Source organism: Aquimonas sp., from assembly GCF_044377145.1.
Classification (GTDB): Bacteria; Pseudomonadota; Gammaproteobacteria; order Xanthomonadales; family Xanthomonadaceae; genus Aquimonas.
The window spans coordinates 137,331-158,124 of record NZ_JBILJQ010000003.1 but is presented as its reverse complement, the minus strand read 5'-3'; the positions used below and the strand labels follow the sequence as shown (position 1 = coordinate 158,124).

At 65.8% G+C, this 20,794-nt stretch carries 16 protein-coding genes; 7 read left to right on the top strand and 9 right to left on the bottom strand.

Features of this window, described 5'->3' with window-relative positions; translation table 11 throughout:
• Positions 1-175 precede the first annotated feature (175 nt).
• On the bottom strand, positions 176-1,855 hold the full coding sequence (locus ACIQ7H_RS02340; RefSeq protein ID WP_395787983.1) for an AMP-binding protein: 1,680 nt from the start codon (positions 1,853-1,855) through the stop codon (positions 176-178).
• A gap of 188 nt (positions 1,856-2,043) precedes the next feature.
• Here ACIQ7H_RS02340 and ACIQ7H_RS02335 point away from each other — a divergent pair, with 188 nt between their 5' ends.
• Positions 2,044-2,511 carry a nuclear transport factor 2 family protein gene (locus ACIQ7H_RS02335; protein WP_395787981.1) on the top strand — a complete coding sequence of 156 codons (468 nt, stop codon included), beginning with the start codon at positions 2,044-2,046 and terminating at the stop codon, positions 2,509-2,511.
• Between the two features lie 89 nt (positions 2,512-2,600).
• On the opposite strand, the gene ACIQ7H_RS02330 is transcribed toward ACIQ7H_RS02335, so the two are convergent.
• Both ACIQ7H_RS02330 and ACIQ7H_RS02325 read right to left on the bottom strand, forming a co-directional pair.
• Positions 2,601-3,827, bottom strand: a complete 1,227-nt coding sequence (locus ACIQ7H_RS02330) for a DUF4785 domain-containing protein (RefSeq protein WP_395787979.1) — start codon at positions 3,825-3,827, stop codon at positions 2,601-2,603.
• 12 nt (positions 3,828-3,839) lie between these two features.
• Positions 3,840-4,703: a hypothetical protein gene (locus ACIQ7H_RS02325; RefSeq protein WP_395787977.1), complete on the bottom strand. Its 864-nt coding sequence runs from the start codon at positions 4,701-4,703 to the stop codon at positions 3,840-3,842.
• A 670-nt stretch (positions 4,704-5,373) separates the two neighbouring features.
• On the opposite strand from ACIQ7H_RS02325, the gene serS reads away from it, so the two are divergent.
• On the top strand, positions 5,374-6,702 hold the full coding sequence (serS, locus tag ACIQ7H_RS02320) for a serine--tRNA ligase (protein ID WP_395787975.1): 1,329 nt from the start codon (positions 5,374-5,376) through the stop codon (positions 6,700-6,702).
• Positions 6,703-6,812: 110 nt separating this feature from the next.
• Here serS and ACIQ7H_RS02315 read toward each other — a convergent pair whose 3' ends face one another.
• Positions 6,813-7,241 (bottom strand): GNAT family N-acetyltransferase, encoded by a 429-nt coding sequence (locus tag ACIQ7H_RS02315; RefSeq protein ID WP_395787973.1) that lies wholly within the window; start codon positions 7,239-7,241, stop codon positions 6,813-6,815.
• 207 nt (positions 7,242-7,448) lie between these two features.
• Here ACIQ7H_RS02315 and ACIQ7H_RS02310 point away from each other — a divergent pair, with 207 nt between their 5' ends.
• Positions 7,449-7,913 carry a thiol-disulfide oxidoreductase DCC family protein gene (locus tag ACIQ7H_RS02310; RefSeq protein WP_395787971.1) on the top strand — a complete coding sequence of 155 codons (465 nt, stop codon included), beginning with the start codon at positions 7,449-7,451 and terminating at the stop codon, positions 7,911-7,913.
• Between the two features lie 102 nt (positions 7,914-8,015).
• Here ACIQ7H_RS02310 and mgtE read toward each other — a convergent pair whose 3' ends face one another.
• On the bottom strand, positions 8,016-9,377 hold the full coding sequence (gene mgtE, locus ACIQ7H_RS02305; RefSeq protein ID WP_395787969.1) for a magnesium transporter: 1,362 nt from the start codon (positions 9,375-9,377) through the stop codon (positions 8,016-8,018).
• Positions 9,378-9,524: 147 nt separating this feature from the next.
• On the bottom strand, positions 9,525-10,013 hold the full coding sequence (locus ACIQ7H_RS02300; protein WP_395787967.1) for an asparaginase domain-containing protein: 489 nt from the start codon (positions 10,011-10,013) through the stop codon (positions 9,525-9,527).
• Positions 10,014-10,161: 148 nt separating this feature from the next.
• Here ACIQ7H_RS02300 and ACIQ7H_RS02295 point away from each other — a divergent pair, with 148 nt between their 5' ends.
• Entirely contained in the window at positions 10,162-11,559 is a 1,398-nt protein-coding gene (locus ACIQ7H_RS02295; RefSeq protein ID WP_395787965.1) for a hypothetical protein, read from the top strand.
• 22 nt (positions 11,560-11,581) lie between these two features.
• Here the strand turns inward: ACIQ7H_RS02295 and ACIQ7H_RS02290 are convergent, their stop codons facing one another.
• Together ACIQ7H_RS02290 and wrbA are read right to left on the bottom strand one after the other, a co-directional pair.
• Entirely contained in the window at positions 11,582-12,040 is a 459-nt protein-coding gene (locus ACIQ7H_RS02290; protein WP_395787964.1) for a DUF2069 domain-containing protein, read from the bottom strand.
• Positions 12,037-12,636, bottom strand: a complete 600-nt coding sequence (gene wrbA, locus ACIQ7H_RS02285) for an NAD(P)H:quinone oxidoreductase (RefSeq protein WP_395787962.1) — start codon at positions 12,634-12,636, stop codon at positions 12,037-12,039. Before wrbA ends, ACIQ7H_RS02290 begins: the two co-directional genes overlap by 4 nt.
• A 278-nt stretch (positions 12,637-12,914) precedes the next feature.
• Here wrbA and ACIQ7H_RS02280 point away from each other — a divergent pair, with 278 nt between their 5' ends.
• The 3 genes from ACIQ7H_RS02280 to ACIQ7H_RS02270 all read left to right on the top strand — a co-directional run bounded on the left by ACIQ7H_RS02280 (position 12,915) and on the right by ACIQ7H_RS02270 (position 19,809).
• On the top strand, positions 12,915-14,927 hold the full coding sequence (locus ACIQ7H_RS02280) for an amidohydrolase family protein (protein WP_395787960.1): 2,013 nt from the start codon (positions 12,915-12,917) through the stop codon (positions 14,925-14,927).
• 216 nt (positions 14,928-15,143) lie between these two features.
• Positions 15,144-17,648, top strand: coding sequence for a PQQ-dependent sugar dehydrogenase (locus tag ACIQ7H_RS02275; protein ID WP_395787958.1), 2,505 nt, complete (start codon positions 15,144-15,146; stop codon positions 17,646-17,648).
• Between the two features lie 268 nt (positions 17,649-17,916).
• Positions 17,917-19,809, top strand: a complete 1,893-nt coding sequence (locus ACIQ7H_RS02270; protein ID WP_395787956.1) for a hypothetical protein — start codon at positions 17,917-17,919, stop codon at positions 19,807-19,809.
• Between the two features lie 13 nt (positions 19,810-19,822).
• Here ACIQ7H_RS02270 and ACIQ7H_RS02265 read toward each other — a convergent pair whose 3' ends face one another.
• Positions 19,823-20,176: a helix-turn-helix domain-containing protein gene (locus ACIQ7H_RS02265; RefSeq protein ID WP_395787954.1), complete on the bottom strand. Its 354-nt coding sequence runs from the start codon at positions 20,174-20,176 to the stop codon at positions 19,823-19,825.
• Positions 20,177-20,794: the final 618 nt, after the last annotated feature.

The window sequence follows — 20,794 nt, the reverse complement described above, 5'->3', positions numbered from 1 at the left end:
TCTGAAGTGGTTCGACGCCTTGCGAAAACCGAACGCAAACGCCCGTATGGCCACCATTGCCCCGAGAACTCCGGGAGGCCATTGGAGACCTCCCGGATTCACTTCTCTCACGGGCGCGAAAGGTTCTCTCGCAGGAAATTCTGACGGATATGGATGACAGAGCGAGGTCGATCGATCAGGCTCTGGCCGCCTCATCCCGTAGTTCGCGGCGCAGAATCTTGCCTACATTGCTCTTCGGCAACTCGGTGCGGAACTCCACGATCCGCGGCTGCTTGTAGCCAGTCAGATGTTCGCGTGCATGCGCCTTGACTTGCTCGGCGGTCAGGCCGGGATCCTTGCGTACGATCACGATCTTGACTGCCTCGCCCGATTTCTCGTCCGGGACGCCGACGGCTGCGACTTCCAGCACGCCAGGCATCAATGCGATCACGTCCTCAATCTCGTTCGGATACACGTTGAAGCCCGAGACCAGGATCATGTCCTTCTTGCGGTCGACGACGTAGAAGAAGCCCTTCTCGTCCATCCGCGCGACATCGCCGGTATGCAGCCAACCGTCGGCGTCGATGCTCTTGGCCGTGTCTTCAGGGCGTTGCCAGTAGCCGGCCATCACCTGCGGCCCTCGGATGCACAGCTCACCGACTTCGCCGGGTGGCATCATCTTGCCCTCGTCGTCCTTCACGCAGGCCTCGGTGGACGGAACCGGAAGGCCAATCGCGCCGGTGTGCTCGGTCGAATCCATCAGGTTCATGCACGCAGCGGGTGAGGTTTCGGTCAGCCCGTAGGCCTCGACCAGGGTGCAGCCGGTGACCTTTTTCCAGCGTTCGGCGACTGCGCGCTGGACCGCGGCACCGCCGCCAAGCGACAGGCCCAGCCGCGAGAAGTCGAGCTTTTCGAAGCCCGGGGTATTCAGCAGGCCATTGAACAAGGTGTTGACGCCGGTGATCGCGGTGAAGCGAATGCCGGACAGGATCTTGACGAAGCCGGGCATGTCACGCGGGTTGGTGATCAGATGGTTCAGCCCGCCGAACTTCATGAAGACCAGACAGTTCGCCGTCAGCGCAAAGATGTGATACAGCGGCAGCGCGGTGATGATTTCCTCTTCGCCAAGCTTCACATTGGTGCCCAGCCAGGCCGCTGACTGCTGCATGTTTGCGACCAGGTTGCCGTGGGTCAGCATGGCGCCCTTCGATACACCGGTGGTGCCGCCGGTGTACTGCAGAAAAGCGATGTCAGCCGGCGCGATATCGACCGGCGGCAGCTTTTTGCCAGCGCCCTGCGCCACCGCTTCGGTGAAATTGACCGCGCCCGGAAGGTTGAAGTCGGGGATGGCCTTCTTCACGTACTTCAGCACGAAGTTGACGATCTGGCGCTTGGGGAAGCTCAGCATGTCGCCCACCGCGGTGGTAAAAACATGCTTGACGTCCGTTTCGGCGATCACCTCGGCCACCACGTTGGCAAAATTCTCAACCGCGATGATCGCCACCGCGCCGGAGTCATTGAGCTGGTGTTTCAGCTCGCGCGCGGTGTACAGCGGATTGGTGTTGACGACGGTCAGCCCAGCCCGCAGCACGCCGAAGATCGCCACCGGGTACTGCAGCAGATTGGGCATCATGATCGCGACGCGGTCGCCCTTCTTCAGCTTCAAGCTCAACAGCAGATGACAGGCGAACTGGTAGCTGAGCCGGTCAAGATCGTCGTAGCTGATCTGCTTGCCCATGTTCTCGAAGGCCGGGCGCTGGCGATAGCTCTCGCAGCTGTCCTCCAGCACCGAGACGATGTTGCGGTACTGGTCGAGATCGATCTCTGCGGGGACGCCTTTGGAATACTGGGCCAGCCATGGACGCGCGACGCTCATTCTTGGTCTCCTCCCTGTGGGCACTGCGGTGCCCGAATTTGTGCCGTCAGATGCTGTGGTGCAGCGAGGCACCGTGCTCTGGGGTATGTTTCCCCCGATTGGAGCATAGGCTCCCGAGGCAGGCAAGGCGCCTGCATGCGGGAATGCGGTGTGGGACACAGGCGAGCCGCAGTGCTCGGGAGATTGTCATGGGCCACTTGACTGTCATGCCGCGACGCGTGTTCTTCAGCGGCGCAGGGCGCATGTGTGCGGCGGCGCTGCTGGCGCTAGTCATCGCTCTGCCCGGCTGCGCGGTCGAGCCGGCCGAACAACGACTGCAGGCTTCGGTGAACGGCCTGCAGGCGGCGATCGAGGGGCGCGAGGTCAGCAATGCGATGGACTTCATCGCCGACGATTTCGTCGGCACCGGTACGCTGGACCGTGAAGGCGTACGCAACATGTTGCGCTTGCAGGTGCTGCGCCACGCGCAGCTGGGCCTGACTTTGGGGCCGATGCAGACCGAACTTCTCGGCGACCGCGCCACGGTGCGTTTCACCGCGGTCGCCACCGGTGGCAGCGGCGCCTTGATCCCCGAATCGGCGCGGGTGTGGGCGGTGGAAACCGGCTGGCGCGATGACCACGGCCAGTGGCGTCTGATCTCGGCGCAGTGGAAATAGATCGGCCTCTGCACGATCGTGCGTTTAGAGCCCACCACACAGCGGCCGGGCTTTGCCCGGCCGCTGTGTGGTGGGTTACTGCGAGAAGTTCAGCGCGGCAGTTCAGCGATCTCCAGCGCGTGCTGGCGGCGTTCCGACAGGCTCATTCGCGATTGATCAGACAGGTTCAGATCGCGTAGCGCATACGGGGCTCCGAGCGCGCCGGTGAGTACATCGGCGGGAAAGCGCAGTTCCAGCGTGCCGCGACCGGCGGCAAGAAGCTCGGCACTGTGGGCAAGCGCCATCGGCTTCAACTCGCCATGGCTGTCGCTACCGTAAAGCGTGCCGCGCAGCTCGAAGCGCCCGGCCGCGGACGTCTCCACCGGCAGTTGCACCGCAACGCCGCCATCGTGTGACTTGAGATCGGCACTGCCCAGCAGACGCGCGCTGGGTTGGCTGACCATCACGGCGGTACGGGCATCGCGTAGCACCTGTGCCTTGCCAAGCGTGCTGGCACCGAAAGCGTGGACTTCCCAGGGTTCCATGCCGCCGCCGGCGTCGGCCGGAAGTTCAATCAGGGCGATGCCGCGGCCGCTCTTGTCGAGCACGAAATCAAGCGCGAAGCTGCGCCCGTCCGGCGCCGTGATCAGGCCCGCAATGCGCTCTGCCGGCACAGGCTGGCTGCCATCGAGAAACGATGCCGACAGCTCAACCTTGCCACCGGCGCTGGCCTGAAGGCTGTCGGCGCTGAGCTGCATCGACAGGCGGCTCTGCGGCTCCAGCACATGCATCAGCACGCCCGAGGTCGACTTCGGCATTGCGATATCGATGCGCTTGCCGGCCAGGCCCGGTGCCAGCTGGAACACCACTGTTCCCTCGCTGAACACTGCGCCGGCGGCCTTGAGTTCGGCGTCGCCGGCGGCGTGCCGCACCACGCTGGCGGTGTCCAGCAGTTCGCCATCGGCGCGAATAGACAAGTCATCGATCGCGATGCCGCCGGCTTTGGCTCCGCCCTGGCTGCTGATACGCACCAGCGCGCCGTCGGCGGTGGGGTTGAAGCCAAAGCCGCGCTTGGCCTGGTCGGCATCGAGCTGGGTCCAGAACTCGCGGCTGTCTGCTACGTGGGGTTGCGGCGTTTCGAGGGCTGCCTCGGGGTCGAGTGCCCAGGCGAAATGCACCGCCTGCTGCTCGATCGCGGTGAGCGTCGCCGACTTGGGCGCAGCCAGTACCGAAGGCACCAGATCCGTAGCGCTGCGCTGCAGCTGCAGGGTCTGCGCATTTGCACCTGCGGCGATGAGGAGGGCGGCGGCAAGCGCGGAGATTTTCAGGATTCGCATTCTCATGACCCCTTAGATGTCGTTACGCAGGATGACGTCCAGGCCGAAGCACTGGCGCCGGCTCTGGTGGTGGCTCAAGTAGTAGCCGTTCGACATCGCCTGAGTGTCGGTGAACCAGGGCGTGCCGGCGGCCTGCTGGCTGCTGCACTCCAGAAAGCCGTCCGAGCAGCTGTTCAACCAGGCCTGGGTGATGGTCAGCCCAACCTGGTACTGGTAGCCACCGCAGAAGCTGTTGCTGGTCCAAAGGGCCGAGCGCACATTGCTGCCGGTCACCGACCAGAAGCCTTTGGGCAGGGCAGGGCGGCCGGCGGTGCCGTACAGGTTCTGCGCGTTGTACTGCGCCATCCAGTGGGTCTGCTGCATTTTCACCGCATCGCTGGCATAGCCCAGCAGCCAGCCCAGCGATTGTTCGAACACGTTGCCGGCTGTCACCGCGTTCGCAAGCGGCGTGCCGGCCGAAGAGGGAGCCAGCGCATTGACCCAGCGGATCTTGCTGATGATGTCCGGATAGCGGCTGTCGAAGGTCGGGTTGGACAGGATCCAACGCATCACATTGCCGCCGTTGGAGTGCGTGATCACCACCAGGTCGGTGATACCGCGGGCGTTGATGAAGCTGGTCAGCTGCCCGGCCAGACAGCCAGCCGCGCCGGCCTCCCACATGTAGCGCTCGAACTCGCAGTTGATGACCGTGTAATCGGCCGAGTTGGGCAGGCCCTGGCGAACCGAATTGACCATGTCGGCCGTCCAGTAGTCGGCCAGGGCATTGGTCTGGTTGCCGGTGCCGTGGACAAAGGCCACGCCGGTATTGGCGCTGGCGCTCAGTGCGGCCGCGGTCAGCGCGAAGCCGGCGAGAAGCCGGCCAGCAAATCGTTTCATCACTCTGGTCTCCCCGATGTTGGACGGCAGCCGGCGCTCCCCGTGGGGACTCCCTGCGCAGTGGCCGCCCGATGGCTTCGGCCGCTCCCTACGCCGAAGTACGGACGAGCATACGCGGGCGTGTGCTGCGAGCAAGAGGCAGTAATGTTGCGTTGCAATGACCGTGCGTTCCGGATGCTCGCATTCGGACCGGCGAAATCGAAAGATCTGCAGGGTTGGGCTGGCTCCGCTGGCGGTTGTCGATGCCTGCTGCAGTGCCTCAGGATTCGACAGCGCGCCCTCGCTTTGCGGCTTCACCAGCGGCTTTGGCAGCATCCTGTCGCGCTCCTTCGGCGCCTTCGCATCTGCGCCTTACAGTTCTCAGAACAGCTGACCGATCCCCGATTCGGCCCTGCCTGCGGCGACGTTGAGCGCGCAGTCGAGCCGGGCGATCACGCCGCTGAGCGCGATCGAATACGCGTCGACAGCCGCGCATTGAACGCTGGGCAAAGAGCACACAGTGTCAAGCCCGTGCGGTCGATGGCAGCTATGGTTTGCAGCCGACCGCGGCCACGCGCTCCGCAGCCATCGCGCCTGGATCACCGGCGAATGCCGCTGCTGCGTTGCGGTCAGCGCCTGCCGACGCCGATAATCGCCGGTCCCGAAACCTCTTCTCCCCGCTGGAACCCCCATGCTCGACCCCCATCTGCTGCGCGCCCAACTGCTCGAAACCGCCGAACGCCTGAAGTCCACCCGCGGTTTCGAGCTCGATGTCGCCCAGCTGAAGGCGCTGGAGACCGAGCGCAAGCAGATCCAGGGCCGCACGCAGGAGCTGCAGAATCTGCGCAACACGAAGTCGAAAGAAATCGGCGCGCTGATGGCGCATATTCCTCGACTAGACGCCACGGAAGAGTTTGACCACGCTGACTTCAACAGGTCAAAGGTTGAAGAACTGAAGCGCGAGGTCGCTTCCTTCGCAGAAGAGCTCAAGGACAACGAGCGGCGTCTTGAACAGATCAAGCTCTCGATCGACATGATCAGCCTCGGGATTCCCAATCTGCCCAGCGCCGACGTGCCGGCCGGCCGCGACGAGAAGGACAACGTCGAACAGCACCGCTGGGGCAGCCCGCGCAGCTTCGAGTTCGAGGTCAAGGATCACGTCGAGCTGGGCGCTCGCAAGGGCTGGCTGGATGGCGATGCCGGCGCGAAGCTGTCGGGCGCTCGATTCACCGTGTTGCGTGGCGAGCTGGCCCGTCTGCATCGCGCGTTGGCGCAGTTCATGCTGAACCTGCACACCGACGAGCACGGCTACCTGGAATGCAATGTGCCGCTGCTGGTCAATGCCGACAGCCTGCAGGGCACCGGCCAGCTGCCGAAGTTCGAGGAAGACCTGTTCAAGACCGCCGTCGCCGAGCACCCGCGCTACCTGATCCCGACCTCCGAAGTGCCGCTGACCAACCTCGTGCGCGACAGCATCGTCGAAGACTCCGAACTGCCGATGAAGCTGACTGCGCACTCGATGTGCTTCCGCGCAGAAGCCGGCAGCTACGGCCGCGACGTGCGCGGCATCATTCGCCAGCACCAGTTCGAGAAGGTCGAACTGGTGGCAATCGCCCGCCCGCACGAGAGCGAGGCGGTGCATCAGGCGATGGTCCGCCATGCCGAGATTGTGCTGGAGAAGCTCGGCCTGCCGTATCGCAAGGTGCTGCTGTGCACCGGCGACATGGGCTTCTGCGCCACCAAGACCTACGACCTAGAAGTCTGGCTGCCGGCACAGAATGCCTACCGCGAGATCAGCTCGATCAGCAACTGCGGCGACTTCCAGGCCCGCCGCATGCAGGCGCGCTGGCGCAACCCCGAAACCGGCAAGCCCGAACCCGTGCACACCTTGAACGGCTCCGGCGTCGCGGTGGGCCGCGCTCTGGTCGCGGTGATGGAGAACTATCAGAACGCCGATGGTTCGATCGGCGTGCCGGAGGTGTTGCGGGCGTACATGGGCGCAGCTGAAACGATCGCCTGAGGCTGTCGGGCGTGCGCTGTGATCGCACGCCCGAGCGCCCCGAGCGCTCAGGGATCATCCGCCAGCCGTGAGCCTGTTCACTCCGGTGCGTGATCACTTGGGCATTGAACTCACGAGGTTTGCGGCAGCGCCAGCTCGAACTGCATCTCGCCGAGCACTGGTGGACCGCAACTCTGCCAACCGCGCGAGCGGTAGAACGCCTCGGCGCGCGTGCCCGGTTCGGTACTGAGAAAGGCTGTTTTCACGGCCTGCTTCTGCATCCATTCGAGCATCACCGCGTGCAGCGCTTTGGCGACGCCGCGCCCTTCATGGTCGGGGTGTACGAACAGCGCCCAGATGCTGCCGCTCCGGTAGGCGATGGCGAAGCCGAGCACTTTGCCGTCATCCTCAAGCAGCCAACCGCAGCCGAGTTCTTCAAGGGCGCTGAGATAGTCGGCTTCGCTGATTCGATCGCGATGCGACAACACGTTCTCGCGCACGGCCATCCGCACCTCGTGCAGGGCAGGGATATCGGTTCGGTTGGCGGTGCGCAGCTGCATTCGAGTGCCTCGACGCATCGAGTGAGTGTCTCTGCAGGCTCTCAAAGTGCTGCGCGCATGTCGAGGCGATACCGGGCGAGGCGGTGTCAGCTCCTGGACGGAAGGCCGTTCACACGCAGCGCGGGTCTGCCGACGTCCAGAGCCCGCCTCCGGCTGCGGGCGAGCTTGCGGTGTTCGCGCGTGGCGATGCATCCGTACACTTCCAGCATGCTCACGCGCCCCGATTTCAGCTATCGCTCCGACCCGCAGGTGCCGACCTTTGACGATCGCTTTCCGATCGCCTTGATGGACGCCGAGTGCGCGCTGTGCTGCTTCGGCGCGCGCATGATCGATCGGCTCGACCGCAGCGGCGAGATCCGTATCTGCCCGCTGCAGACCGCTTTGGGCCGCGCGTTGCTCAGCCACTACGGGCTGAGCGTCGATCGTCCTGACACCTGGCTGCTGCTGGAGCGCGGTCGAGTGCTGGGCGGTTTCGAGGCGATGATCCGCGTCGGCGAGCGCAGCGGCGGCTGGGGCCGCGGCTTGAGCCCGCTGCGAATCCTGCCCCGGGCGCTGCGCAATCTTCTGTATGGTTGGATCGCGCGCAATCGCTACCGCTGGTTCGGGCGCGGCGATCTGTGTGCCTTGCCTGCCGCCCGCCTGCGCGCACGATTGATGAGCGATCCGCCGTGAAGGTGCTGGTTCGATGTCGCGCTTGATGCGCCGCTCGGCATCGGGCGAACGGTGCGCTATCGCGGTTGGCTGGCCTGAGCGCGTGTTGCCGTCGTCCACAGGTCAGAGCAGCAGCAAGGTACCCAAGCCCAGGAAGGCCAGAAACCCCAGCACATCTGTCACGGTGGTCAGGAAAATGCTGCTGGCCAGGGCGGGGTCGAAGCCCAGCCGGCGCAGGGTCAGCGGTACTGCTACGCCGGCCAGGCTGGCGGCCATCAGATTGAACACCAGGGCGGCGAAGATCACGCCGGACAGGGCGAGGTCGCCAAACCACAGCCAGACCACGCCCGCCAGCACAGCGCCCAAGGCCAGGCCGTTCAGCATCGCCACGCGCAGTTCTTTCCACAGCAGCACGCGGATGTTGCTGGCGCCGACCTGGCCCAGGGCCAGCCCGCGGATCATCAGCGCCAGCACCTGGGTGCCGGCATTGCCGCCCATGCCGGCGACGATCGGCATCAGCACCGCGAGTGCGACGACTTTCTCGATGGTGGCCTCGAAGCGGCCGACCACGCTGGCGGCGAGGAACGCGGTCAGCAGGTTGATGCCCAGCCAGATCATCCGACGCGGCGCTGCCCGCAGTACCGGGCTGAACATGTCTTCATCTTCATCCAGGCCGGCGGCCGAGAGCACCTGGTGCTCGGCCTGCTCGCGGATGATGTCGACCACGTCATCGATGGTGATGCGGCCTAGCAGAATATTGTTCTCGTCGACCACGGGCGCCGAGATCCAGTCGTGGTCCTCGAACTGGCGGGCGATCTCGGCGGTGAGGGTGTCTACCGGAATCGCTGGTTGGTCGTCCTCATCCATCAACTGGTTAATCGGACGGCTGGGCTCGGACAGCAGCAGGGCGGTCAGTGGAATCCGGCCGAGGTACTGGTGGCGCCGGCTGACCACGAACAGATGGTCGGTGTGATCGGGCATTTCGCCGCGCAGGCGCAGGTAGCGCAGCACCACGTCGATGGTGACATCGGCGCGCACGGTGATCACGTCCGGGTTCATCAGACGGCCGGCGCTGTCCTCGGGATACGACAGCACCTGTTCGAGGCGCTCGCGGTTCTCCCGGTCCATCGACTTCAGGACCTCATCGATGACCTGATCCGGCAGGTCCTCCATCAGGTCGGCGAGGTCGTCGATGTCCAGCGATTCGGCGGCGGCGACGATCTCGTCGGTGTCCATCGCCGCGAGCAGGCTTTCGCGCACTTCGTCGCCGACGTGGACCAGCACTTCGCCGTCGTCTTCGGCGTCGACAAGGCCCCACACGATCACACGCCGATCCGGCGGCAGCGATTCCAGCAGGTTGCCGATCTCGGCCGGGTTGAGCGTATTGACCAGCCGCCGCACGGGCCCGAGGCGGCCGGAATCCAGCGCCTCGGACAGCAGCTTCAGCTGGCGCGCGGCTTTGTCCTGGCGGCTGGCCTCGGCCATGAGCGTGCCCTCGGGGAATGCGGCGTAGAGATGAGCGGTGCCGGTATGCGGCTTGGCTGCGGCGCGGTTGCAGCACGCATGCGGCGCTGCCGGTTCCGGGCCGCTGAATTATCCGCGCTGGCGTGGATCAGAGCCAGCGCGCAGGCCTCAGGCAACCGCCTCGAAACGGTTGGCGTCGACGTTCTTGCGCACCTTGGCCGGGTCCCAGATGCGCCCGTTCATGGCGATGTAGACACCGGCCGGCAGGCACTGCACGGCGCCGACGGCGGTGCCGATGTTGAACTCGGCATCCGAGCCGCGGAAGCGCGCGGGGTTCAGCGCGCCGGTCATGACGATGGTCTTGTCGGCGATGTCGGCCAGCACGCGCCCGGTCGCGACCATGCTGTCGGTGCCGTGAGTCACCAGGATGTGTCGCGCCGACTGGGCGAGAATGGTCTGCTTGATCAGCGCGCGGTCGTCGTCGGTGATGTGCAGGCTGTCTTTGCGCAGGATCGGGATCACGCTGAAGCGGAAGGTGACGCCGAGTTCTTCGAGAATCCGCCCGATCTGCGGGTCACCGATCTGATAGTCGGATTTGTCGTCGAAGTAGATCTTGTCGATCGTGCCGCCGGTGGTGACGATGCAGAGCTGGTCCATGGCGATGCCGAAGCTGCGGGGAGGGCACCGATTATACGGGCTGGCTCCCACCGGCCCGCGGGCATTCGCTGCCTCGCGCGGCCCTGCTCTTGCATCTTCGGATTCGAGTGGGCGCAAAACACCCCGACCGCCACGTTCAAGGATCGCGATGTCCGAGGCCGCACCTGCAAGGCGTTTGTGTCTGATCGAGCTCAACGAGTTTTCAGTCAGCCTGCTGCGGCGCGGGGTTGAGGCTTTGCGGCTGCCGCATGTGGCGCATCTGCTGTCGATGCGCGCCAGCGCCACGACGACCGACGACGCGGTGGAGCATCGCGGGCTGGACCCTTGGGTGCAGTGGGTGTCGGTGCATACCGGCGTGCCCGCTTCGGTGCATGGCGTGCGGCATCTGGGTGAAGCGCCACTACGGCTGCAGTACCCGCAGCTGTGGGAAATCCTGAGCACACAGGGGATCAGCTCCGGCGTATGGGGCGCGATGAATGCGGGCCGCGGCAACGCCGAACGCTGCCGCTTCTTTCTGCCTGACCCGTGGAGCGTCGCCGAGCCCGCCCACCCACGCGCGCTGAATCGGCTGCTGGCTCTGCCTCGCTACTACGCGCGCAACTATCTGGAGGTTTCGGCGCCCGCTGTGCTGCGCGGCGTGCTCGGTTTCGCGCAGTTTGTCGTCGGCTCCGGCAGTGTGCTGCGGCTGTTGCGACAGCTGCCGTTCGCGCTCGGTGGCCTGCGCCGCGCCGGGGCCAACAACGCGCTGCTGTTCGCGCTGTTCGATCTGATCAACTGCGTGCTGTTCACCCGGTTCAAACGTCATCACGCGCCGCAGTTCTCGCTGATTTTCTTGAACAGCCTGGCTCATCTGCAGCACCACCGCTGGTCAGCGGTCGGCCCGCCCGGGCAGGCCCTCGCGTTCGGGCTGCGCGCGATCGATCGCTGTCTCGGCCTGCTGTTCGCCGCCCTTGCGGAAGGCGAGGCGGTGCTGGTGATGAACGCGCTGACCCAGCGCAATATCGTCGGCGAAACTCCGCGCATCTGCTATCGGCAGATCAGCCCCACTCGCTTTCTGGAGTCGATCGGGCTCGGCTGCCGGCAGGTGCAGCAGCTGATGACCAATGATGCGCACGTGGATTTCGACAGCGCGGCCCAGCGCGATGCCGCGGCCGCGGCGCTGGCGCGCGCGCAGATCGCCGGGGCGGCCCTGTTCCAGGTTGAAGTGCGCGCAGACGAACTGTGCCGGCTGTTCTACCAGGTGGATTGCTGGGACGAGCTTGCGGACGAGTGCGAGGTCGAGATCAACGGCCGGCGCATCCGCTTCTTCGATCACTTCGAAGCCATCGTGGCGCGCACCGGCGCGCACGTTCCGGCCGGCGACTGCTTTGCGTGCGGCATCGAGCTGCCGCCACAGCTCTACAATCATGAGGTGGCCGGGCATGTGCTGGGCTATTTCGGCATCGATTGCCCCGTAGCTTCGAGCGGCGCACCAGCCGGTGGAGTTCCTGCGACAGAGGACTTCCCCATTCCGTCGCAGGCCGCGTCCAGTGTCTGTGTCGAATGACAGCTTCAGCGCTACACCAGCGCTACTCGGCCGCGTTGCGCTCCGCCTCCGCGCTGGAAGCTTCCACCAGCTTGCGCCAGTAGATCCGTCGCGACAGCCCGTGCCAGGCGGCGGCGCAGCAGACGCCGGCGGCGAGCAGTGCTTCCAGCACGCCGAGCCACAGCGCGGCCGGCACGCTCCAGGCCTCCATCACGCCGTGGGTGAAATGGAACATGGCGATGAAGCCGGCCCAGAACAGCGCCTTCTTGGCCCGCAGCAGCAGAAAAATCGCCGGGATCAGCAGCGGGACCGCGGCGATCGCGAGGGCAATCAGAGGCCGCGCGCGCTCCGGCGGCAGCCAGTGCAGATACCACAGCACCTGCAGCGCGATCAGGGCGAACAGCAATACCGCGCCAATGCGGTGCGCGGTGCGGCCGACATGCTCGGGCACCGGGCTCGCGTTCTCATCGAACAGATTCGAGTTGACCGACTCCAGGCTCATGCTTCACCACCGAGTTTGTGCGCGATCTGCGCCACGCGCCGACCGAGCGCGCGCGCCAGAACGCGCTCGTCTTCGCTGAGCGTGCTGCTGCCCTCGGGCCCCGTCCAATGGCTGGCGCCGTAGGGCGTGCCGCCGCTGGTGGTGGTGCTGAGCTGGCTTTGAGTGAATGGAATGCCGGTGATCAACATGCCGTGGTGCAGCAGCGGCAGCAGCATGCTGAGCAGGGTCGATTCCTGGCCACCGTGCATCGACGCGGTCGAAGTGAACACCGCCGCTGGCTTGCCGACCAGGCTGCCTGAAGCCCATTCGGCGCCGAGCGAATCGATGAAGTGCTTCAGCGGCGCCGCCATGTTGCCGAAGCGGGTCGGGCTGCCGAGGATCAGGCCGGCACACTCGGCGAGATCACTGCGTTCAACGTAAGGGGCGCCGTCTTCAGGCTCAGGCGGGGCGGCAACCGTGGTCACGGCGGCAACCGGCGGCACCGTGCGCAGGCGTGCCTGCATGCCGGGCACTTCGTCGACGCCGCGCGCGATCTGGCGCGCGAGCTGGGCCACGCTACCGTGGCGGCTGTAGTAGAGGATCAGGATGTCGGGCATGGCGCGCATTGTCGCCGACTGGGCAGTGAATGCGATGCAGGCAGCCTGAGCGGCCCATCAGCGGGGTCAACATGCCCTGCCAGGTGCGGAAGTCTATCTCGCTCATGTGTAGTACGGGCGGAGGCTGCGAGCGCAGCTCTCGGAATGGACGCAACCGGATCCGCGGACTGCGTAGGTACCCGTGCTGCAGGCGAGCGCGGGCGCACGCGACCAAGGGCACATGGCCCCGGCGGCGCAATGATGGAAGCTCGCCGCTCTCGCCATCGAAGGACGCCGCCATGCGGATCGCTGCCCTGCTGCTCGCCCTGTTCACGGCGTCCGCACCCTGCCTGGCCGCCGACGCCGAGGAGTACACCGTGATTGCCGGCGGCAATCCGGTCGGGCACCTGAAGGTCAGCCGCGAAGGTGAGCGCATCGCGATCGACTACGACTACAAGAACAACGGCCGCGGCCCGACTATTGCCGAGCAGCTTCGCCTGGATTCGCGCGGCCTGCCGGTGGAGTGGCGCATCACCGGCAACACCACCTTCGGCAGCCAAGTGGATGAAACCTTCGAATGGACCGGCCGCGACGCGCATTGGCGCGATTCGGTCGGCGAGGGTCGTGCCGATGTCGAGCTGCCCAGCCTGTATGTGGGCCAAGGCGCGAGCCCGTGGGCGCTCGGACTGTATGCACGCGCCTTGCTGCAAGTGGAAGGTGGGCGGCTGCCGGCCTTGCCCGGTGGCGAGCTCAGCGTCGAGGCCGGCGAGACGATCGAGGCCGGCAGCGGCGAGCAGCGCGTGCAGCTGCGCTTTCACAGCATCAGCGGGCTGTCGCTGAATCCATCCTTCTTCCTGCTCGACGCGCAGGGGGCACTGTTTGCGATCGCATCGCCGCGATTCGCCGTCATCCGAAAAGGTTATGAGGCCGACGCACAGCGCCTCGGCGAGCGCGCGGACGCTTTGGGGCGCACGCGACTGGAAGCGATCCAGCAGGCGACCGCGCATCGCTACACGCAGCCTGTGCGCATTCGCGACGTGCGGGTATTCGAGCCGCAGCGCCTGGCCCTGTCGGAACCCGTTGACGTGATCGTGTTCGGCCGTCGCATCACCGGCGTGCAGCCGGCGGGCAGTTCGCCCAGCGCAGATGAAGTCATCATCGAAGGCGAGGGCGGCACCCTGGTGCCCGGCTTCTACGAGATGCATGGGCATCTGGGGCAGGAGGCCGCGACGCTCAACATCGCCGCGGGCGTCACCTCGGTGCGCGACATGGGCAATGACAACGCCAGTCTGCAGCGCCTGGTCGACAGCATCGAAGCTGGCACCGTGGCCGGCCCGCGGATACACCGCAGCGGGTACATCGAGGGCCGCAGCCCATTCAATTCCAACAACGGTGTGCTGGTGGCGAGTGAGGCCGAAGCGCTGGCCGCGGTGCGCTGGTATGCGGCGCGCGGCGTCGGCCAGATCAAGCTCTACAACAGCATGAACCCGGCCTGGAACCTCGCCGCGGTGGCCGAAGCCCATCGCCTGGGCCTGCGTGCCTCCGGCCACGTGCCCGCGTTCTCGAACGCGGACGCGATGATCGAAGCCGGCTACGACGAACTCACCCATATCAACCAGATCATGCTGGGCTGGGTGCTGACGCCGGAGGAGGATACCCGCACCCTGCTGCGTCTGACCGCGTTGAAGCGCCTGGCCGATCTGGACCTCGCCGCGCCGCGGGTGCGCAAGACCATGGACAGCATCGTCGCGCGCAAGGTGGCGGTCGAGCCCACCATCGCCATCCACGAGAACCTGACGCTCAACCAGAACGGCCAGGTGCCACCCGGAGCGGTCGACTACATCGATCACCTTCCGGTCGGCGCGCAGCGCGACGCCAAGCGCGCCTGGACCGACATGTCCGCCCCGGGCGACACCGAGGCCTACGCCGCCGCCTGGCTGAAGCTGCTCGACACCCTGCGCGAGATGCATCAGCGCGGTGTGCTGCTGATCCCCGGCACCGACCTTGGCGGCAGCTTCGCCTATCACCGCGAACTGCAGCTGTTCCAGCAGCTCGGTTTCACTCCGGCCGAAGTCCTGCGACGCGCGACCCTCGACATGGCCGAGTATCTCGGCGAGGCCGAATCACTCGGCTCGATCGAGCGCGGCAAGTTCGCCGACTTCTTCCTGATCCCCGGCGACCCCACCACCGATCTGCGCGAAACGATGAAGATCCGCATGGTGGTGAAGGATGGCGTGGTGTATTTCCCCGCCGAGATTCATGCGTACTTCGGCATTCGGCCGCTGGCGGAGAAGCCGCTGATCGTCAAGTAAGCCGCTCGCGTCGGCGTCGATTCCTCACACGTATTGGCTTGGGCGTGTCGCTGGCCCACATCTCATCGCAATGCGTTGTGGTGCGCCAAGCGCTGCGCTGATCAGGTCAAGGTCGCGGATTCCCCTGGCCGCGTCGTGGGCAAAGCTCCACGCCGTTCGCGGCCAGCGCTCTCAGTTCTGATGGAGAATCGTGCGTCCTCACCCCGGGAGCCGATGATGCGAACACTTCGATGGATTGTTGCCACCCTGCTGCTGGCTCTTGTCGGCGCAACGATGGCGCAGCAGCCGCCTGCGGCCTTCGTCACCGAAACCCTGCACAGTCCGGCCAACGGCAAGACCGGCATCTCGTTCGATCATCTCGGCGCGGTATACCTGATCGAAAAGCAGGGCCGGGTGATCCGGGCGGCGGCGAACGGTAGCGGTGGCTACGAAACGCCTGTGGTGTTCGCGGATTTCGTCACTGAAGTCTGGACCGATCAGGAAGCCGGGCTGCTCGGTGTTGCGATCGATCCGGACTACGCCAACAGCCGCTATCTGTACGTGTTCTATAGCACCGCCAGCGATCAGCGCCTGGTGCGGCTGCGCGCGAACTCGGCGTTCTCGGCGGCGGAGGCGGGCTCGGCCACGGTGCTGCTGAGCGGTCTGCCGCGAGCCAGCAATATCCACAAAGGTGGCGACATCCATTTCTCACCCGCGGACCCGACCGCGATCTACATCGCGCTGGGCGACGATGGCGTGCGTTCCACCAGGATCACCTGCATCAGCCGCGAGTCGCTGCAGATCGCGGTGCCGCAGTGCCCGGATCGGTACGAGGGCAAGCTGCTCAAGGTCGACGCCGGCAACGGCCGCGGCCTGCCCAGCAATCCGTTCTACAACGGCGACCCGAACAGCATCGCATCAAGGGTGTGGGCGGTCGGGTTCCGCAATCCGTTTCGCTTCACCTTCCATCGTGGCCGCCCGGACACCGATGTGCTGTATGTGTCGGAGAACGGCGACGGCGTCGATCGCATTTCGCGGGTGCGGGTCGGCTCCAATGGCGGCTGGGGCCCCTGCGGTGATGCCGGCGCCTGCAATGGCCCCGGCGATATCAATGATGGCGGGCCGTTTGTGGCGCCGAAGGACCCGAACCACAAGGTGATGCTGACGATCAATCCGTCCCTGGTGGGCATCGAGATCGCCAGCGGCGGGCCCTTCGGCACCGATGTGCTGTACTTCGCGCGCTATGGCGCCTCGGTGCGGCGCGGCCAGCTCACCGGTGCCAATCTCGACAGCCTGCAGACGCTCGACAACGATGGCGCCTTCGCCAGTGTGTCGGCAGTAACCCTGCGTTTCGGACCGGATGGGCATCTGTACTTCGCCTCCAGCGGGCAGGGCGCTTCGACCGGCGGCAATGACCCGCTGCGCCGGCTGCGTTTCAACGCGACCACGCCGCCGACCGCGGCATTCACGACCGCACCGAACCCGCCGGTAGGTCTCGCGCCCTTGAACGTGCAGTTCACCGATCAGTCGACCGCGCCGGGCAGCAGCATTGCCCAGCGCAGCTGGGTGTTCGGCGATGGCGCGACATCAACGTCCACTTCGCCGGCGCGAACCTACACCACGCCGGGCCGCTACACCGCCCGGCTCACGGTGACCAATGCCGCGGGCCAGCAGGCCAGCACCACGCGCGAAGTCGTGGTCAATCGCGCGGTGAACCTGCAGATCAATGGCAGTCTGCGCGACGCCCGCACGCTGGCGGCGCCGCCGCTCGGCGTGGCGACCGAACTGCGTCTGTATCAGGACGATGGAGTGACGCCGGCACCGCATGCCGGCGGCAGCAATGTCATCACGGTTGCTGCGGGCGGGGTGGTGTCGGCACAGGTGCAGGTGGATCTCAGCGGCAACGCCATCGTGATCAGTGCCGGCGAGCCGGCCGGCGACGGCGTGCAGCCGGTGCGCCGCGGCTTCGTGCTGCCGGCGGGCGCCGGCCCGCATACCTTGGCCATGGATGCGTGGCTGTCTGACACCACGGTCGCCGGGCGCGTGCTCGATACGCGCGGCCTGCCGCTGGTGGCGGATGTCGGCCTGCGACGCGCCGGCGCGCCGTATGCGTTGCCCAACGGCCGCGACTATCTCCCGGGCTCGGGCATCACGGCGACCGGCGTTGCCCATCGGGTGATGAGTGATGCGCTGGGCTGGTTCCACATCCCTGTGCGCAGCGATGGCGCGGGTGTGCTGCGGATCGACGCCGCCGCCGATACCGCTACGACCACCCACGCCAATCCGATGCTGGATCGCAGCATCACCCTAGGCAGCCTGCTGTCGTTGAACGTGCAGGTCGGCATCTGGAACGGTGGCCGCGACTGCACGAACCTAAGCGCGATTCCGACCACCCCGACGGTCGACTTCGCTGGCGAGATCCAGCCGATCTTCAACGCAGCCTGCATCGGCTGCCATGCGCCCGGTGCGACCAACAGCGGCGGGCTGGATCTGACCGCGCCGGCCAGCCTGGCGGCCTTGGTGAATGCGTTGAGCGACCGCGCTCCCGGCGTGCGGCGCGTGTTGCCGGGTGAGCCCTCGCGCAGCTTTCTGTTCGAGAAGATCAACTGCGCCGATCCGCAGAACGGCACCCGCATGCGTCCGGGTGATCCGATGCCGGCGCTGGAGCAAGCGCTGTTTCGCGACTGGATTCTGCAGCAGCTCAACCCAGACCAAGTGTTCGCGGACGGGTTCGAGTCCTGATCTTTGTCCTGCCCCGGCGCGGCTCGATCGCGCTGGAGCAGGCTGCGATGGTCACGAGTCGGTCGACAGCGTCGATCGGGCGGCACAGCCGCGCCTGACTCTTCAGTGCGATGTCTGCATTGGCTGTCTGAGTGACTGCAACGCAGTATCACGAATGCGGTATACACGGAGGCCTGCGGATTCTCTGGGCGGTTCATCGCCTGCAGGTCCTGCAGGCCGTCCTGCCCACCACTGTCGACCGCCACGCAATCGCGCCTTAGGAGAGATCATGACCACGCCTACGCTCACCGCCAGCGTCACCCCGACGCCGCCGCTCACCGTCAGTCAGCTCTATACGCCTGCATCCACGCCCGGAAACGTCGGCCTGTGCCTGTCGGGCGGCGGCACCCGCGCCTGCTGCGCCGGCATGGGCCAGCTGCGCGCATTCGCCGCGCTGCAGGCCAACGGCGGCAGTCTGCTGTCACAGTTCAAGGCCATTTCAACGGTCTCCGGTGGTTCCTGGCTGGGGGTCCCCTACCAGTACATGCCCGCATCAGGCCCCAGTGACGACACTTACCTGGGCGTGTACGACAGCGATCAGGGCACCTTGACCCTCGCCGAGCTGGCGACACTTCCGGCCGGCAACGCCGGCAACCCGATGACCTCGGTGCTGTTCTCCCTGGAGGGCATCGCCGGTACCGCGGTGCTGCTGTACGAGCTGTTTCTGCGCTTCAACCCGAGCAATCCCCTGCCTGCGAACATGCTGTGGCAGACCGTGATCGGGATGAACATCCTCGGCAGCTACGATCTGTTCGACATCGATCCGACCAGCGGTGCGCCGCAGGACTTCTTCTCGGCCACCGTCGATTCGCTGGCGGCCATCACCGCTACGAACCCCTCGCTGTCCTCCCGTACCGCCTATCTGTTCGCCGATCAGGTGTCGTCGCAACGCGCTCAACGGCCGCTGCATATCTGCAATATGGGCATGTTCGTCAAGGTGCAGAGCGAGTCTTTCCCGCTGTTGGCCCCGGTGCAGGCCAATGGCCTGATGACCGCCGTGGTCGGCACGCCGAGTGGCGCTGTCGATGCCAACGGTCTGGCGGTGGGCGGCGGTGGAGTCGACTCCTTCGCCTTCAGTTCGACCTTCCTGAGCCTGTCAGGCTCGAGCGCGCAGCTGACCCAGCCGCGACCGTGGTCGCTGACCGACATCACCGGCACCAGCAGCGTCGCCTTTGCCGAAACCGTGCAGAACCAGATCGCCCAATGGGAAGCCAATCCATGGCTGTTTCTGAAGTGGTTGGCACAGGAGGGCGACGCCGTCTGGCAGTGGATCAAGGACCATCTGCCCGAGGCGCTGCACGCGACCGCGCAGGAGCTGATCGCGCGTGGTCGCGCCGATGCTGCTTCCGCGCCCTCGATCAGCTTTCCGAACCCGCAGGATCTGATCCCGCAGTACGCCTCCTGGCCGGTGGCTGCTGCGGCAACGAACCGGCTGCCGAACACCTTCGCGGATGGCGGCAGCCTGGAGAACACCGGGCTGGCCAGTCTGCTGGCTTTCAGCGATATCGATAGTGCGATCGTCTGCGTCAACTCGGAAACGCCGCTGACCACCGGCAGCGCGGGAATCTCCAATGGCCAGCAGGGCTGGATCGCGGGGACCCAGATCATCGTCGACGATGCCGTGCCGCCGCTGTTCGGCTATCAACCCTATGACGCCACCAGCGGCTATGTGCTGTATTCCGCGGGCGGCGCGACACCTGAGAATGCGTTGTTCGCCAACAACCAGGTGTTCGATTCGAGTGCGTTCGCGGGCTTTCTCAGCGCGCTGTGGGCGGCGGCAGGCGGCAGCGCACCGGCGGTCCAGCCGGCGATTCTGTCCCAGAGCCTCACGGTGCAGGCCAACCCCTGGTTCGGCGTGCAGGCGCGGTCCACTCCGATGACGGTCGTGTGGGTGTATCTGAACTACGCCAGCAACTGGGCATCGCAGTTCGCCAACAACCCGGCCGTGCAGTCGCTGGTCGCGTCCGAACTGCAGAGCCAGCAGTTTCCGCACTACAACACCCTGAGCACCGAGCTGTCGGCGACCCAGATCAATCTGCTCGCGCATTTCTCGTCGTGGGCAGTTGTCAGCACGGATCAGGGCAGCGGCGTGTTCTCCAACCTGTTCAAGGCCGGCAGCTAGTCCGTCTGCCGGGCTACTTGCGGAGCAGCTCCAGTAAAGCGCGCCGCTTCGCCTCCGGCAGGCGCGCGATCGCTGCTCGGAGTGCCACATCCAAAGGGTCGGCCGCGGCATAGTCGGGGCGCTGCGGTTCCCGCACCGTTGCGGCGTCGCCCAGCGTGCGGGGGCCGCGCCCGGTGGCGAGCCACTCGAAACCCACGCCGCTGATCGTCGCGATCTTGATCAGGTTCTCCACGCTGGGCGCGGTGCCGTTCGGCATTTCCCATTGCGCAACTGCGCCGCGGGTGACTCCAGTCAACGCGGCCAGGCTCTCTTGGGTCGCATTCAAGTGCTTGCGGGCTGCTCGCACCCGCTCATGCAGATTCATCAAGGTGCCTGCCAGCGTCGGTCGTCGGCGCCTTGTATAGCGTCACGAGTGCGCACTTGGCGATAGAATGGCTTGCACGTTGATCTTGGATAGCAATACTATCTTCGTGCGCGCCGAAGCGGTTCGGGTCAACGAACCCGGCCCAGGCGGCGCGCTGGAAGCGAAGGCCGCGTGCCTGCCCACATCGTGGCGCGGGTCAGCGCGAGCGCTGCTGGCATCGCGGTTGATGTCGGGAAGCCGCGAACACGCTGAAATACGTTGATCGCCGTTACGAGACCCAACGCGGAGGACAGCGCGTGAATGCCGACGATGCTGATGCGCAGAGCGAGAAGCGATCATGTTGTGCCAGCACTCTGCGCGCTGGGTTAACCGACAGCATGCGTCTGTTGGCCGAGATCCGCAGCGATATCGAAGCCGGTGCTGACCCGGTTGCGCGGATCAATCTTGCCTTGGCCCGCCTGCATCAGCGCCTGCGCGAGCCGAGTGGCTGATTCGCACAGTCTCCACCCCGCGCAAGAATCGCTGGTTGATCAGGCGTCGCGCACGCATTCGCTTGGCATCGGGTGGCGCAGCCGGTGCGGTCATTGCGCAGTGGGGCGCGGCGATTGTTCGCGCTGCAGA